At 61.7% G+C, this 13,250-nt stretch carries 12 protein-coding genes; 6 read left to right on the top strand and 6 right to left on the bottom strand.

What is annotated here, in order from left to right:
• Positions 1-187 precede the first annotated feature (187 nt).
• From AB1792_08100 to AB1792_08110, 3 genes are all read right to left on the bottom strand, one after another.
• Positions 188-2,098, bottom strand: coding sequence for a FlgD immunoglobulin-like domain containing protein (locus AB1792_08100; GenBank protein ID MEW5702174.1), 1,911 nt, complete (start codon positions 2,096-2,098; stop codon positions 188-190).
• Between the two features lie 263 nt (positions 2,099-2,361).
• Positions 2,362-3,597 (bottom strand): hypothetical protein, encoded by a 1,236-nt coding sequence (locus AB1792_08105; protein ID MEW5702175.1) that lies wholly within the window; start codon positions 3,595-3,597, stop codon positions 2,362-2,364.
• A gap of 313 nt (positions 3,598-3,910) precedes the next feature.
• Positions 3,911-4,684, bottom strand: a complete 774-nt coding sequence (locus tag AB1792_08110; GenBank protein MEW5702176.1) for an SDR family oxidoreductase — start codon at positions 4,682-4,684, stop codon at positions 3,911-3,913.
• 608 nt (positions 4,685-5,292) lie between these two features.
• On the opposite strand from AB1792_08110, the gene AB1792_08115 reads away from it, so the two are divergent.
• The 6 genes from AB1792_08115 (at position 5,293) to AB1792_08140 (ending at position 10,761) form a co-directional block, all read left to right on the top strand.
• Positions 5,293-5,898, top strand: a complete 606-nt coding sequence (locus tag AB1792_08115; GenBank protein ID MEW5702177.1) for a hypothetical protein — start codon at positions 5,293-5,295, stop codon at positions 5,896-5,898.
• A 158-nt stretch (positions 5,899-6,056) separates the two neighbouring features.
• Positions 6,057-7,127 (top strand): L,D-transpeptidase family protein, encoded by a 1,071-nt coding sequence (locus AB1792_08120; protein MEW5702178.1) that lies wholly within the window; start codon positions 6,057-6,059, stop codon positions 7,125-7,127.
• Positions 7,124-7,816 carry a L,D-transpeptidase gene (locus AB1792_08125; GenBank protein ID MEW5702179.1) on the top strand — a complete coding sequence of 231 codons (693 nt, stop codon included), beginning with the start codon at positions 7,124-7,126 and terminating at the stop codon, positions 7,814-7,816. Before AB1792_08120 ends, AB1792_08125 begins: the two co-directional genes overlap by 4 nt.
• Positions 7,813-8,460, top strand: a complete 648-nt coding sequence (locus AB1792_08130) for a hypothetical protein (protein ID MEW5702180.1) — start codon at positions 7,813-7,815, stop codon at positions 8,458-8,460. Before AB1792_08125 ends, AB1792_08130 begins: the two co-directional genes overlap by 4 nt.
• Before the next feature lie 556 nt (positions 8,461-9,016).
• Positions 9,017-9,409, top strand: coding sequence for a hypothetical protein (locus AB1792_08135; protein ID MEW5702181.1), 393 nt, complete (start codon positions 9,017-9,019; stop codon positions 9,407-9,409).
• 89 nt (positions 9,410-9,498) lie between these two features.
• On the top strand, positions 9,499-10,761 hold the full coding sequence (locus AB1792_08140) for a glycosyltransferase family 87 protein (protein ID MEW5702182.1): 1,263 nt from the start codon (positions 9,499-9,501) through the stop codon (positions 10,759-10,761).
• Between the two features lie 8 nt (positions 10,762-10,769).
• Here the strand turns inward: AB1792_08140 and lipB are convergent, their stop codons facing one another.
• The 3 genes from lipB to AB1792_08155 all read right to left on the bottom strand — a co-directional run.
• Positions 10,770-11,429 carry a lipoyl(octanoyl) transferase LipB gene (gene lipB / locus AB1792_08145; protein MEW5702183.1) on the bottom strand — a complete coding sequence of 220 codons (660 nt, stop codon included), beginning with the start codon at positions 11,427-11,429 and terminating at the stop codon, positions 10,770-10,772.
• Between the two features lie 62 nt (positions 11,430-11,491).
• Positions 11,492-12,742 carry a dihydrolipoyllysine-residue succinyltransferase gene (gene sucB, locus AB1792_08150; GenBank protein MEW5702184.1) on the bottom strand — a complete coding sequence of 417 codons (1,251 nt, stop codon included), beginning with the start codon at positions 12,740-12,742 and terminating at the stop codon, positions 11,492-11,494.
• Between the two features lie 81 nt (positions 12,743-12,823).
• The coding region (locus tag AB1792_08155; GenBank protein ID MEW5702185.1) for a transketolase C-terminal domain-containing protein at positions 12,824-13,250 on the bottom strand (427 nt) is incomplete at its 5' end.

A 13,250-nucleotide genomic window follows, 5' to 3' on the forward strand; every position in this document is an offset into this window, starting at 1 on the left:
ATGGAAGCGGTGACGGATCCAGCTACATGACGGGCTCTCACGGCCCCAGGGTGGGACGATCTCATCACCGCCAAACTCATCTCAGTGGACAAGGACGCACGCATACGGTATGAGATACAAGGGTGGGTTCCGCCCACTGTCAGGGGGCTGAAAGCCCCCTGTCCTCACTCGCTTCGTGTCGGGCTCGCTACCTGAGCACAACCATCTCGCGGGCGGCGGCATAGTCGCCGACGCTGGCGCGGTAGAAGTAGACGCCGGAGGGAACCGCGATCCCATTACGGTCGCATCCATCCCATGTGACCTGCACACGCCCGGCATCGCCAATGCCGGACAACGTCCGCACCGCCTGCCCGAGGACGTTGTAGATCACGACCGACCAGTCCGATGCCTCCTTCAACTCGAGGGGAATCACGGTCCCGGCATTGAACGGGTTCGGGTAGTTCTGCAGGACGGCAAAGTCCCGGGGCGCAGCAACGCCGGGGCGATTGACCGAGACCAAGGCGCCACGGGTGTCGGACAGTTGAACTTCCGTCAGTTCCACGTCGTGCGTGCCGTTCAGGGGAACGGTGAAGATCTCGTGCGCTCCGGCGGGCATCATGCCGGGATGGACAATGTTAGGAGAGATCAGGACGCGGAACTCGTCGTCATGAACGGCGGACCTGATCTGCATGCCATCGGCGGCAGCCGAAAGCGTGGGCTTTCTCGTCGGGAGATCGCTGCCGCGAAAGACAAACAGCGCCGCGCCGAGATCGACGGGGGAAGCAACGGACACGCGCAGCATGTCGCTTTCGACCTTGGACGTGACTTCCGCGCTGTGGGCGTAGGGGGAGAGGCGGGGGCCTTGACCAGGCGGGAATGGTTCAGCGTCGCCTGTAATGATGCGGATCATGTAGATCAGATCGGCCACGGTGAGGACGATGTTGTCGTTGTTCACATCGGAGTTGAATATCTGGCAGTCCCGGTAGGCAGGATAAGGACTCCAGACGCTGTCGCCGTAAATGAAGTAGTTCGTGAATTTGACAGCGTCTCCTATTTCATAGCATCGGTGGTTTAGATTCATGTCGCCCGTGCTGAAATTGAAGCAACTCGATGGGCCACATTCGGGATTCGGGAAGGGCGGCGTGTACCGCTGGACCCAGACGGTCTTGTCGGCACAGTTCCAGTCGAAATCGCAGCATTCCAGCGTGATGGCGTACTTCGTGTTGTAGGCGATGCCGTACTCATCGTCGGGTTGTATTCCTTTGAGCGAGAGGTCGCGCATGGGGATGGCGCCATTCGTGCCGCCGTTGAACGCGTCGTAGTAATTTGTAGCCCAGTAGTAGTAATCAGACTGGGTCGAGCGGGACACGTCGTAGATGTAGGTCACGCCCTTGTTGGGATCGTCGGACCAGGCCGTGAGCGGCAAGAAAGAGAAGAAATAACCGAATTGGCCATCAGGTACAGGAGCGCCCCCCTGTTCATCCCGGATGCTGAGTACAAGCTGCCAAATCCCAGCCTTGTTGTAGGGACGCGATGGGAGCACATCATGGGCATGGACACGAACATCGAAGTCGTCATAGACGATCCAAGGGTCGTTGTATGAGCCATCGCCCTCGACAATCTGGGCGCCATGGCTCGTGAATGCGTCAACGCCTTCGATAACAGGACAGTCGTTGTCTTGCCATGGGCAGAGCCAGACGAGCGGGTTGAATCGGAAGTTGCCCTTGTCAGACTGCCACCAATTCTCTTCATAATGAAGGTGAGGACTGGGATTGGCTTGGGAGGCCGGGGCAACCCAAGCGATGGGCAGATGGACGGGGAACTTCCAGTTGCCGGAGCCAGGTGGGTCTTGGTAGCGACCGGTCGCCGCCAAGTTCCACACGATCTCATCGTTGCTCTCCAGACTGGAATCGGGGATAATGTGAAGGTACCTGTAGTCGCTTTCCTGCGCGGGCTCCCATGTTTCGTGACTCCACGGCACGTAAATCCAGATACCAGTGGTGGTCACTTGTCCCACATACACCTGGTCCTCAAGGACTGAATAGACAGGAGTGTACGCAGCGATGGCGATGTCGACACCGCCATGGTAGTGGGCGGGAGACGGCCTGAATTCTCCCATCACGGCGGAAACAAGCGGCTGAGTACTCCCACAATGAAGGCCGGGAGTGGATGGATGCTCACTGGGCCACCGGTGGTCGAAGAAGAAGGGAGTGAACGGGGGAGAGGGCAGCGCAGACGTGTTTCCTGCCACCGCGTTACCGTGTAGCGCAAGACCACTGATGACAGCCCAAGCCATCAGAGGCGTAAGCGGGCTCAACCGATCAATGACCTTGATCATGACGGTACCTCCTTCGGAGCCGGAAGCGCGATGCTGCGGTTCGGTCACCTCCACTTCACAGTCGCCACCTGATGCTCCGTGCGGATGCTTGCGCTCGTGTCCGTCGGATTGCACAGCATTGACTCCCGAGTGATGTCGAGATCGGCTGGCAGCACGATCTGTCCCAGAGCCAAACCACTACGGTCCCATGCCCGGAAAATCCGCGAACCGGCGCCCACTGAGAGCACGCCGCGGGCACCGGTGACACAGAGTGCCCGTACGCCTTCCCTTCCTGGTGGCGCGAACGCCGTAGAGTCATACCAGACGCAATCGCCTCCGACCTTCCACAGCGACACTCCGAAGTCGTTCGCAATGGCCACTAAGGGGACCGAGCCTCCGGAGATTGCCAGGGCTCGCGGAATGCCGCGGAGTTGCGGAGAAGCGAGCGTGGTCACGGGGTTTCCTCGCCGGTCGAAGACAAAGACCTCGGATTGGGGCCGTCCTGGGGTTGCCCCGCCGAAAGGCTGCCGCATACTCCTGTCGGGGTCTGCGCTACTCTCGGTTGTGGCCCCATCGTTCGGCCGCGAGTGTTCATGTAGGGTGTCGATTTCTCTTTGCCCGGACAGTTGCGGCATTTCCTTGGCGTTCAGCGGCTTGGGCTTGAGAGAGTAATGGGGCTGCATCGCCCCTATGGCGACCAGAGTGCCGCTATCAGCGATCGCATAGCTGATGGCACGGATGGAATCGCCGAACGGAACTTGCCCAAGCAGATCCCCGCGCGTGGACATCCAACTGAAGCCGTCGTATCCCACGAGGCCGAAGACGGTTCCGTCGGGTGACTGAATGACTTGGGAGATCGGAAAGACCGATCCAGAGTAGACCGGTTCTTTCCGGACCGCGATGTTGTAGACTTCAATCTCGGGATATCCCTCCGAGTAGGAAACGAACGCGGGCTGGGACACCGAGAGAACTGTCTGCCGAACACGTCCCTGCCAGACGACAGCACCCGTCGAGTCGCGCATCTCGGCATCTATGGGCCCGTCCTCTTGATCCGTGGCCGGCGCCGTCTCCAGCGCCCAACGACCATTAATCGTTTCCTGGCGGGCCGCCAGCGCTGCCCGCGCCCCCCAGTTGCCCTGGATCTTCTTCTCGCGGATCGAGGCGATGTAGTAGGTGAGCTTGCCTTTCGGGTCTGTGCCGCAGATGCCGGTGTGGAAGGCACAAGCGGAGAGCAGGCAAACGGCCAAGCAAACAGCCACGCACCTGACGATGCGCTTCAATGCGTCCTGACTTGCGAGCATACCAGCTCCCTTCGGCGATATTCAGTTTTTGCCACGCACGCTGGCATGAGAATACGCGCGACCGTGCATATTGTCAATATGAATTCGGCACCGCCGAGGCTCGACCGACCCATGGCACCGACCGGGCCTACAACCGGTCTTACAAGTTCGGCTGGGCCACGAGAGCCCGGTGCCACGGGTCTTTAGACCCGTGAATCCCCGTCGCGAGAAGGCTGGCGGCACGGGTCTGAAGACCCGTGGCACAAGAGACAATGGCGGGGGCGGCCCCTCGGCTCCGCTCGGGATCTTCGACAGACCGCGCCCACAGAAGCGTTCAGGTGAGAGAATAGCCGCCGTCGACGATGATGATCTGGCCGGTGATCCAGCGGGCGGCGTCGGTGCAGAGGAAGACGACGACGTCGGCGACCTCGTCGGGCGTGCCGACGCGTCCGAACGGGGTGCGATGAATAACCTCGCGCATCATGTCATCATAGTTGGGAAACGACTTAAGGGCATCGGTATCAATGAAGCCGCCGGAGACGGTGTTGACATTGATATGGCGGGGCGCCAGTTCATGGGCGAGGTAGCGGGTGAGCGTTTCGATCGCGGCCTTTGAGATGCCGATGGCGGAGTAGCCGGGGATGTAACGGGTGGAGCCGAGCGACGAGAGCGCGACGATCTTGCCGCCCGGCGGCATCATCGGCGCGACCTGTTGCACGCACAAGAGGAATGCTTCGGCGTTGGTGTGCAAGGAGAGGTCCCAGGCGCGCTCATCGACGTCCATGATGTTGGCGAACAGGCCCAGGGCGGCATTGGAGACGAGGATGTCGACTTGGCCGAAGACCTCTTTCACTTCGGCAAAGAGCTTGGGATGAAAGTCCTTGTTGCCGATGTTGCCGCGGACGGCCAGGGCGCGGACGCCGCGGTCCTCGAGCTCGGCGACGGTCTCGGCGGCGGCGTTGCGGGAACGGAAGTAGTTGACGACGACGTGGCAGCCACGCGCCGCCAGACGACGGGCCACGGCGCGGCCGATTCCCTTGGTGCCGCCGGTGATGACCGCGACTTTGTCGGCCAGATCGCGGGGAACGCTGTCAGAGGATGAGGTCATGGTCATTGATTCCGTTGAGAAAGGTCCGAAATCGGAGGGTTTTGCCCTCGGTTTGTGGTTGGCGACGGATGGTAGCGAAAACTCCTGATCAGTGGCAAGGTTCCTTTGCAAGTTCACGGAAAGCCGGCAATAATCGTCGTGGACAGTGGCGGGGTCTGGTTGTCAAGCTGTCGGTGCAACAATATATCTATCAGGCGATTATGGCGATGTGGCGGGCCCGAATGGGTATCGTCGGGGGCTTTTGCCAGGGGGGGTGAAATTTCCCTTGCTATTTGGCAGGACTTGTGTATCAAACCGCTCCATAAAGCGGCCGGCCAACGGCCCGTAGCGACCAGATTTGGCCCTGGGTTGCCCGCCGCTGAAACGATGAATCCAAGGCCCCCTACCCACCGACCCACGACAACCCGGTTCGGAGAGGCTCGCTCGTGTGGCGGGTCTGTTTTTTTGGGGCAGGTGCCGACTGCAGGGAATCATCGGGAAAGGAGCAGCACAAAGAGCAAACGCGCTGGGATAGCTCGCCGAGATTTGAGAATGTTAGGGGATGGCGCCACGAGCGCCGGGAAACTGAAGTCGATCACGAATTCGGGAGGTCCCGAAGAGGAGGAGAAATGAAGAAGGCGTTCCGATTGATGGTGTTGCCTTTGGCGCTGGCCTTGATTGTGGCCGGATGCTCGAAGCCGCCGGAGATGGAGATGGCGAACGCGGAGCAGGCCGTGCAGGCGGCCAGTGCGTCGCAAGCCTCGAAGTACGCGCCTCAGGATTGGCAAATGCTGCAGGATACGCTGCAGGCCGCCAAGGCCGAGAAGGCGGCACAAGATGGCCGGTTCTCGCTGTTCCGCTCGTATGGCAAGTCCAAGGCGCTGTATGAAAAGGCGGCGGGTTTAGCGGCCACGACCAAGACCAAGGCCGAAGCCGAGATGGCGCGGGTGCGTGAGGAGACCCGCCAGATGCTGGCGGCAGTCCGGGTGGAGCTGGATTCGACCGTGGCCCTGTTGGCCAAGGCGCCGGTCGGCAAAGACACCAAGGCCGAGCTGGAGTTGATGAAGCAGGATATGACCGCCCTCCAAGGCATGATGACCGAGGCCCAGGCGGGGTTCGATCGCAACGACTTCGACACGGCGAAGAACAAGGCCCAGACGATTCGCGACCGTTGCGCCGCGATGCGGACTCAACTCGAAGCCGCGATGGCGAAGAAGGGTGCCCGCAGGAGATAACCACCCCTCGCGGTCGGACCAACGAACAACGGCAAACGGCCGTCCGTCAGTAGGGGCTGACGCGACGGCCGTTGGTTTGGGGGGCCGGTTCTCGTGACGACATCTATGTCGGGAACGTACAATAGAGAGCGGAGCAACGTGTGCAGCCGAGGGGGACCGTGAGCAGGGGGCGGTACTGGTGGCCGGTGGGAATCGCCGGCATGCTGTTGGTTGGGGGGTGCGAGAAGGCACCCATCGAGTTGTCCCGCGTAACGTGGGACGCGCTTCAAGAATGCCGTCGCGAGAGGGCCGAAGTCGATGCGCCGATGGTTTGGGAGGAGGCGAAGGCGCGGTATGATTCGGCGTGGCTGGTGATCACGACGGAGAATCGGCAGTGGTTCTTTGAACGGCACTTTGCGCCGGCCGAATCGCTGTTCATCCGGGCGGGGCAGTCGGCGCGCCAGGCGATTCGTCTCGCCCGCGAGGCCCGCGAGGCGCAACGGCTGAAGCTGGGTGGGGAGATCGCCGAACTGGCGAAGGATCTGTCGACGCAGCAACGCGGAATCGACCAGCACCTGGCGCGCATTCCTTTGCAGCGGGAATTGACGGAGGCGGAGTTGAGAGTCGCCTCCGCGCAACGGTCGTTTGAGCAGGAATCCCTGGTGCAAGCCGAAGCGGCGGTTCTCGAAGCGCGGGAGGCGCTGGCAGTGCTGAGGGAACGTCAGGACAAGAACTGGGTCGATGATCGGGAGCTACCGCGCTGGCGACATATGGTTGACGAAACAGTGGCATGGTCTCGGGCCACCGATTCCACGGCCTTGGTTGTCGTCAAGACCGATCGGCGGGCCTATTTGTTGCGGCAGGGCCGGATCGTGACGGACTTTCCGGTGGAATTCGGCTATCGCTCATGGCAGCCGAAGCTGCGCGCCGGCGATGGAGCCACACCGGAGGGGATCTACAGAGTGACCCAGTGCCGGGATCGGGGCAGCCGATACTACAAGGCCCTGGTGCTGGACTATCCCAACGAATACGATCGTCTTCGCTTTGAGAAGAACCGCAAGGTGGGCAATATACCGCGTGGCGCCCGGATCGGCGGCAATATAGAGATTCATGGGGAGGGCGGTCGGGGTCGTGACTGGACGGAAGGGTGTGTGGCGCTTTCGAATCCGGACATGGATCGGCTCATGCGGCAGATGCACGTCGGCGACCGGGTGACGATTGTGCGTGATGTCGAAGGATGGCCGGAATGATGTTGAGACGCCGTGGGATGTTGTGGTCGGCGGCACTGGTGGTAGTGCTGGGGCTGGGCGGGACATTGGCCGCCGCCCTGAGTGCGCGACCGGATTTCGTGTGGATCGATCCACCGCCGCCGCCGAATTCGCTGGCTTTGGAGGCGCAATGCAAGCTGACGGCACCGCCTAATGGGCCGGTCGACAAGTCGGCCAAACGCTCACGCGCGCGGAAGAATGCCAGGGCCCAGGTACGCGCCGTCACCAAAGGGCCGTACATTGTCATCGATACACATACCAATCATCTGTACTGGCGCACGGCCGACAGCATCCTGTACACCGCCTTGTGCTCGACCGGGACCGGCGGCGAATTGGTCGACACGGTGAACGGGCGGGAATGGCGATTCCACACGCCGCGCGGCATCTTTGCGGTCGATTCGCGTGTGACCGACCCTTGGTGGCGGAAGCCCGACTGGGCGTTCATCGAGGAAGGGGAGCCGGTTCCGCCGAAGAACTCTGAGGAGCGACTGGATCCGAACGTCATGGGTGACTATGCCATTGGATTCGGGGATGGGTTCTTCATCCATGGCACGCTGTACGAGCGGTTGATCGGGATCGCCGCGACGCACGGATGCGTTCGTATGGCGTCCACGGATATCGACTACCTCTATCCGAAGGTTCGGCTCGGAACACCGGTGGTGATCTTTTGAAGGTGGTGACGGCCGTGTATCGGCTCCTGATTGTCGGGGTGGCTGCCCTCCTCATGGGTGGCCCCGACATCGCCGGCGCCGCGGATTCCCTGTCGGTGTCCGCGGTGCGGGCGCGTTTTGCCAGGGACACGGTCTACCACGTCATCCTGAATCCGGCGGCCGGACAGGCATACGTCCGCTACGGTGATATTCCCCTCGTGCAATGCTCACTGCGTGTCGCCGATCCTGCCGAGGTGCGCGGTTTTGCGGGGAACTGGAACGAACGGCTGAAGACCGGATGGCAGAGCGTGGTGCGACGGGAGGTCCGCTCCGGTGGGCAGGCGGTCAACGACACCGTCATCGGTGTCATCGCCAAGGTGTCTTCCGTGAACCCGGACCTGATCCGTCGCGTGATGCCACGACGATTTGAGGTGACGCTGACGCAAAGCCTCGGGTTGCGCATCATGACCCCGGAGGGGGCGGCCGAGGATCGTTCATTTGCCGAGCGTTGGAGCACATGGATCTCGCGTCTCAATCCGTTTGATCACCGCAAGACGTTGGAGTTGATCGTCTCGCCGGTCGATGCGCAGATGCTCTATTATGCACTGGAGCCGGGGGCGCCGGTTCTGTGGCTGAATGATACGGAGACGAAACCGACACGCTGATGGCGTGACGCGGGTCGAGAGAACGTTGTTGCCTTGGGGCATCCGGTAGAATGAACGAAAGGAAGACGCCCTCACCCGCCCGCCGGAGGCGGACGACCTCTCCCGGAGGGAGAGGTTGGCAGGATGCTGAAGAAGGACCATCCATGTCATTCTGAGCCCCGCCGCTCTTTGGCGGGGCGAAGAATCTGCTGTTGGCTTCGTGGGGAGAAACAGCAGATCCTTCGCTTCGCCCAGGATGACAATGGTGGGACCGATCCACATTTTCGGCGTTTTTCGGCAACCTGTTAGACTTCTCCTCTTCCCTCTGGGGAGAGGGCAGGGTGAGGGGCTGTGACCAGTGCATTCAACATGCCGAAACCAAAATACACCTCGGATTTCTCATTGTGTTGGACGCTCTCGGGGCGCCCGCGATGATGCGTCGCTGTGGTGTTCGGTCGTGCGACGCCCGGACGAGGCCGTATTTCGCGTCGCCGGGCCAGTCGACCGCGCTGGACGAGCGCACTCCCACAGGGAGTAGTCTTCTTGTCTTGCGATGGCTGATCTCAAGGAGGTCGAGATGGGTGCTGCAAACGGTGCGCGGGCCAATCTGGTGTTGCTGTTCCTGGTAGGATTGCTGGCCGGAGGGATTGGCGGCTTCTTCATCGGACGGCAGGAAGTCGGTGGAGTTGCCGCGACCCAAACAGCCGTGACACCGACAGTGCTGAACGACGTGATTCCGGTGGAGGATGCCTGGATCGTCGCGGGATTCTCCTGTCCGATGCCGGGTTGCACCAATCCGCTGTTGAATTGCCCGGGGGAGCTACCGCGCCGCATCCGCGACTGGGTGAACTCTCAGCTCGCAGCGGGACGTCCCGGGGCGGACATTCGCGCCGAGATCGAGCGGGTGCACGGTGCCAACCTCCACAAACTCCCCGGGGGAGTGGTCGACACGACACACAAGGGGACGTGATACTGCTGCTCCGTTGATCTGATCGTCGCCCACTCGCGAGACGGTCGGCGCGGCCTACGACCTCCTGGTTACGGATGGGGACCACGGACATGGCCGAATCGAACCAGGGAGGCAGACGTCGGATACTGACCGCGGCCGCCGTCGGGCTGCTTGTCCTCTTTGCCGTCTATCTGATCGCCAACATCGCCCTCCGGCCGGATCGCTATCAGTGGGATTTCCGCGTCTACTACTACGCGGCGCGGGGATACCCGGTCGGGGTCGATCCCTATAATCCGCAGGAAATCCAGAAGTTCGCACCATCCTGTCCTCTCCTGCCGTTTGTCTATCCACCGCCGATCCTGACCGCCTTTCGCCTGTTGGCGGAGCTTCCATATGATGTGGCCTACTATGTCTGGTTGGGCCTGAAGGTGCTGGCACTGATCGGTCTGATCTTCATCTGGCGCCGGTATCTATTTCGCGACGCAGCGCCATTGCCGATGGTCCTGATACTCCTGCTGGGCTTCAGTGGAACCATCTACATGGACCTGATGACCGGCAACATCTCCATCCTGGAGCAGTTCCTGCTGTGGTCGGGTATCGTCTTGCTTCTGCGAGGGAGGTTGCTGGCTTTCAGTGCACTTGTCATACTGGCGGCGTCGTTCAAGCTGACACCCGCCGTCTTCCTGTTGCTGCTGGTCTTTTCACCGTCTCCACGCCGCTGGCGATTTCTGGTCGGCTCGGTTGCCGCCTCTGTGGGTCTGCTGGCGCTCTCGTACTTCGCCGATCCATCGTTGTTCATGCGTTTTGTCGACGCCGCCTGGCGGATCGATGAACGCGGCACGGATGGAAACCCGTCGCTTCTGGCGCTGATCCGGGATCTCGGTGAACAGGTGTTCCCTGCGAGCGCAATGCCGTGGGCTCAGCCGGGGCTCTTCTTGTTGTACGGTGCGGCCGTCATCGCCATTTTGTGGGTGTCGATCCGATCGTGGCGGCGACTGCGGACAGTGTCCGCGGGCGATGCCGATCTGGCGACGCTGCACCTCTTCTGCGTCACCTATGCCTTGGTCATGCCTCGTTTCAAGACCTATTCGTTCATTATGCTGTTGCCCGCGGCATTCTACGCGCTGAAGCGGAACGCCCATCTGGCCGCGTTCCCGTTTCTTCTGGCGCTCTTTGCCCTGCTGCTGCACCCGCCGCTGCCAACCCGACCGCCGACGCAGCTACTGGTGGAAGTGCTCTGGTTGTACCATCCGCTGCTGTTGGCGTTCCTGCTATGGGGGTTATTGCTACACTCGGTCTCCCGAAGTCATGCGGCGTACCTGACCGCGCAGACTGTCGGCGGGGGGGATGTGTCAGGAGCGCGGGGCTCCTGACCTACACACTATTGTCGAAATGACGCTGAATACAGCCCCCTGATGAGGTTCGACTTCACCTCGTCGAGGGAGATCGTGCGGCCGGTCAGTTGCTCCATCGAGGTCATGGTCTCGGGGGGAAGACCACAGGGGTGAATGGCGGAGAAACGGGTGAGGTCAGTGGAGACATTCAGCGCCACACCGTGGTAGGAAATCCACTGGCGGACGGCGATGCCGATCGAGGCGATCTTGCGGCCGGCGACCCAGACGCCCGTGTAGTCGGGGTTGTGTTCACCCACCAATCCCCAGTGCGCGATTGTATGGATGATCACGTCCTCCAACCAGCGGAGGAAGCGGTGCAGGTCGCCGGTCTGGGCGCGTACGTCCATGATCGGATAGGCGACCAGTTGACCGGGTCCGTGATACGTGATCCCGCCGCCGCGTTCGACGGGGACAATCGCGATTCCGTCCGACAGCTTCAGACCGCTCACGTCCGTGCCGCGCCCGCAGGTGTAAACGTGCGGGTGTTCAACGAGGAAGATAGTGTCGTCGATCCGGCCGGCCAGACGGTCGGCGAGCGCGGCCAGTTGGCGTTCGTGGGCCTCACGGTATGGGAGAAGACCCCAATCGACTGAATGGAATCCCGATGCCGGCCGTCGGCGGAGGTTTTGTGTAGGGGCGTGATTCATCACGCCCTCAGCGACGGGCACCATGAATGGCGCCCCTACGGGTCAACCGTGACGGTATGACATCAGCCGATGGTGAGCAATTGCTCGTAGGGGTCCTCCAGACGTTCGCAGAGGCGACGGAGGAACTGCACGGCGACATGACCGTCGATCAGACGATGATCGAAGGACAGCGTCACGTACATCATGTCGCGGATGACAATCTGGCCGTCGCGCACCACCGGACGCTTCTGGATCTTGTGCATCCCCAGAATGGCGACCTCGGGCTGGTTGATCACCGGGGTGGAGGCCAGGGCGCCATACATGCCGGCATTGGTGAGCGTGAAGGTGGAGCCGGTGACCTCATCGGGGACCAGTTGCTCGCGCCGGGCGCGCTCGGAGAGGTCGGCGATTTCACGGGCGATCTGGATGATCGATTTCTGGTCGGCGAAGCGGACAACGGGGACGATCAGTCCCTCATCACGGGCGACGGCGACGCCGATGTGATAGTATTTCCGATAGAGAATCTCATTCCCCTCGATCGACGCATTGACCGCCGGGAACTCCTTCAGTGCGGCGACCGCCGATTTGACGAAAAACGGCATGTAGGTGACATTGGCACCGGCCAGATGATTCCAGTCCTCCTTGCGCGCCTCACGGGCCGAGACCAGAAGGGTGAGGTCGATCTCATCCATCGTCATCACATGGGCGGAAGTCTGCTGGCTCTTGATCATGTGGTCGGCGATCAGCTTGCGCACCCCGGCCAGCGGCTGACGTTCGATCGTCTCCTCGCCGTGGGCGGTGGGAACGGTCAGTACGGACCGGGGTTTCTCGGTCGTTGGTCTTGGAGCGGACGGCGCTGTCTGACGGGCGCGCACGTAGTTCAAGACATCTTCCTTTGTGACGCGTCCACCGGCGCCGCTGGCCGGAATGTCCTCCAGGCGCAGGTTGTGCTCGCGGAGCAGGCGGCGTACCACCGGCGAGGAGCGTCGGGCGGAATCACCATCCCCCGAGTCGTCGGCGACAACCGGTGCGGCAATGGCGGCCGCTACGGCAGGTCGCGGCGCTGTGGTTCCATAACCGCTGGGGAGCGATTCTCCGGCGCCGAGAATGACTCCGATCTCGGTGCCGATCGAGACGACTGTTCCCTCGGGGACGAGAATCTTGCCGAGGGTTCCCTTCTCAATGGCCGGGATCTCGACGTTGACCTTGTCGGTCATGATCTCGACGACGGTTTCATCCTTGAGGATCGGTTCACCTTCGGCCTTGAGCCAGCGGCCGACGGTTCCTTCGACCACGCTTTCGCCCATTTGGGGCACGACGATCGGGTATGGCATCGGAGAATCCCCGGTGATGTGTTTTCGCGTTTCGTCCCCACGGCTTGCACCGTGGGCCAACATCTATCGCCCCTTCGGGGCTTAATACGCCGCCAGTTGTCGGCAGCGAGCGGCGATCTTCGCCGCGTCGGGCATGAAGAACTTCTCCATCGGCGGTGCGAAGGGAACCGGAGGGACATCGGGCGCCGCGAGACGCGCGACGGGCGCATCGAGATCATCGAACGCTTCCTCCACGATCGTCGCGGCGATCTCGCCGCCGACACCGCCGGTCTTGGGTGACTCGTGCACGATCAACGCCTTGCCGGTCTTGCGCACCGATGACAGAACCATCTCTCTGTCCCACGGCAACAGCGTGCGCAGATCGATCACTTCCAGCTCGATTCCCTCCCGGGAGAGGATATCGGCCGCCTCGAGGGCGCGATGCACCATCAATTGGTAGCAGACGACGGTGATGGTCTTCCCCTGACGCTTGATGTCGGCCTTTCCCAGCGGCACCGTATACTCGTCT

It is taken from the genome of Candidatus Zixiibacteriota bacterium (assembly GCA_040752595.1).
In the GTDB taxonomy this organism is placed as follows: Bacteria; Zixibacteria; MSB-5A5; order WJJR01; family WJJR01; genus JACQFV01.